Origin of the sequence: Oligella urethralis DSM 7531 (assembly GCF_000372065.1) — a bacterium.
GTDB lineage: Bacteria > Pseudomonadota > Gammaproteobacteria > Burkholderiales > Burkholderiaceae_B > Oligella > Oligella urethralis.
The window spans coordinates 1-2,150 of sequence record NZ_AQVB01000041.1 but is presented as its reverse complement, the minus strand read 5'-3'; the positions used below and the strand labels follow the sequence as shown (position 1 = coordinate 2,150).

At 40.9% G+C, this 2,150-nt stretch carries 2 protein-coding genes; both read left to right on the top strand.

Annotated elements, in window-relative coordinates; all coding sequences use genetic code 11:
- Positions 1-105: 105 nt before the first annotated feature.
- Positions 106-705: a D-alanyl-D-alanine dipeptidase gene (gene ddpX / locus A3GA_RS0111035; RefSeq protein WP_018027462.1), complete on the top strand. Its 600-nt coding sequence runs from the start codon at positions 106-108 to the stop codon at positions 703-705.
- A 159-nt stretch (positions 706-864) separates the two neighbouring features.
- Complete coding sequence (gene folE / locus A3GA_RS0111030; protein WP_018027461.1) at positions 865-1,560, top strand: GTP cyclohydrolase I; 696 nt, start codon at positions 865-867, stop codon at positions 1,558-1,560.
- Positions 1,561-2,150: the final 590 nt, after the last annotated feature.

The following is a 2,150-nucleotide window of genomic DNA, read 5'->3' as shown; positions in this document are numbered from 1 at the left end:
ATTGCAAGGCGGTAGCCACCTCTAAGATTTGCGGTCGGGCTTGACCGTCTAGTTGTAGGAATCCCATCCCTTTAGGGAGGGGAGGAAGTCAAAAGGGAATTGACAATGAGCACTGCCTGTACAATACAACAAAATCAACCTCATCATCGCAGCTTAGCGCCAGCCTTAGTCGAAATCACGGAGACTGAGTTTGGTGTGAAGTTGGAGCTGGTGTATGCGACAAGAAATAATTTAACCAATGAGCGTATTTATCAGGATGCAGTCTGTGCAATTCACCGAGACGTAGCGCCTTTAGTTAAAAAAGCAGCAGAGCATGCGCAACGGGCAGGCTATACCTTATTGATTTATGATGGCTATCGACCACCAGCTGCTCAAGCCAAACTCTGGCAAGCTTTACCGGATCCTATGTATATAGTACCACCTGAAATCGGCTCCAATCATAGCCGCGGTACGGCGATTGATGTCACCTTAATTGATAATCAAAGCGGGCAAGTACTGGATATGGGGACTGGATTTGATGATATGAGTCACCGTTCTCATCATGATGTTGCAGAGTTGTCCCTTGAGGTACAGCGAAATCGTTTGATCTTGCTAGCTATTATGCTACACGCTGGTTTCAAAGAAATCGAATCGGAATGGTGGCATTATGAGTTGCCTGATGCTAGTAGCTACCCTTTAATTGAGTGTGATTTTATTCGTGTCTAGCTGCAACTTAATAATCATCGGTTATTTGCGCTAGGCGATGATGTGTATAGTTGCTCAGCGCTGAATTAGTTTAAATAACAAAAAAAGCTGTTAATTCGTGCTGTGCATCATACAATAAAGGCTCCAAGTTTAAAGAATTGATTAGCTTAAGGGGTTCCGATGAGTGACTCGGATTCTAAATATATTTCAAATATCATCAGACAACGCATACAACATGCCGGCGCTCGTTTTAATGCAAATGATAATATCGCCGATTTTATTGAAGAGGGTGAATTAGATCAGTTGCAAGCGGAAGTTGAGGAAAAAATGACTGAGGTCTTAAAAAGCCTAGTCATTGATATTGATACTGATCATAATACGCAGGAGACGGCGCGCCGAGTCGCTAAAATGTATGTGCGCGAAGTGTTTGGGGGGCGCTATCATTCGATGCCGCCAATTACTGAGTTTCCTAATATTGAAAAGCTCAGTGAGTTGATTATTATTGGGCCGATTCAGGTGCGTAGCGCTTGCTCACATCATCTTTGCCCGATTATGGGCCAGGTGTGGATTGGCGTTTTACCCGATTCAAATTCGAATTTAATTGGCTTATCAAAATATGCTCGTATCACCAATTGGGTGATGGGGCGCCCGCAAATTCAAGAAGAGGCAATTGTGCAATTAGCCGATCTGCTGAACGATAAGATGAAACCTCAGGGCTTAGCCATTGTCATGAAGGCGGATCACTTTTGCATGCAGTGGCGCGGTGTGAAGGATATGAATTCCAAAATGATCAATAGCGTGATGCGCGGTGCTTTTTTGAAAAACTCGGATTTACGCAAAGAGTTTTTAGATTTACTGCCCCTTAATAAAAACTGAATCTTAACGGTAGTGAGCTACTCGGATAGGTGAAATGGCAAAGTAGTATCAGGATATCTATGATTGTTGGGCCGATTTTTGCTAATATTTTCCTATCGACTAGTAACAATAAGGGACGGTAGCAAAGAAGTGAGCGTCATTGGATAATGGTCTTGCTAACTATAATTCAAGCGTGACTTTGATTTCGAAAATAACTAGTGGCTAAAAAGGCACAAACTTCTGTAGAGCACAATTTACTTGGCTTGCAGGACCGTTAATAACTTTATTGCTTGGTTTTTTTGTATTATTACATGTAAAAGCCTTGCAATATTTTTAACAGCTAAGTATAATGTCAATCTTTGTCGCAGCTGAACTAGGGTTTATGCTAGTTTAGAGTAAAAAACAAATCACTTGCATTTTGTTTCTATTTGTGGCATACTGAAGAATCCGACGCCAAGTAAGCAATTTGATGATTGGGTTCAAAAAAACAACGCAAAAAAAATTTATTTTCAAATATTTTTAAAAATGTGTTGACAAATAGATTTAGATGATTCATAATTTAAATCTTTGCTGCTCACGAAGCAGTGCTGATGACAACAAGCTAAGCGATT